Here is a 279-nt window from a genome sequence, read left to right on the forward strand (position 1 = left end):
GTGAGCCTGGATGACGTGAACGCGGGCAATGTGGCCAACGCGCCCATCAGCGGCACCTCCGATGTCGGCCCGAACCGCACCGTGACCCTGGTGATCAGCGATGCCAACGGCGACAAGGTGACCGTCACGGCCGTCACCGATAGCGATGGCAACTACAACACCCGCGCCGATCTGAGCGGGCTGGCGGATGGCAACCTGACCGTGGTGGCCAGCGTCACCGACGCGGCGGGCAACCCGGCCAGCGCCACCGACGACACCACCTTGCTCGACACCACCGCC

Annotated in this window: 1 protein-coding gene; it reads left to right on the plus strand. The window is 68.1% G+C overall.

Annotated features, from left to right (window positions below; translation table 11 throughout):
- The coding region (locus tag BN1123_RS21720) for an Ig-like domain-containing protein (protein ID WP_042028325.1) at nt 1-279 on the plus strand (279 nt) is incomplete at both ends.

The sequence above is a fragment of the Aeromonas enteropelogenes genome (assembly GCF_000819845.1).
GTDB lineage: Bacteria > Pseudomonadota > Gammaproteobacteria > Enterobacterales > Aeromonadaceae > Aeromonas > Aeromonas enteropelogenes.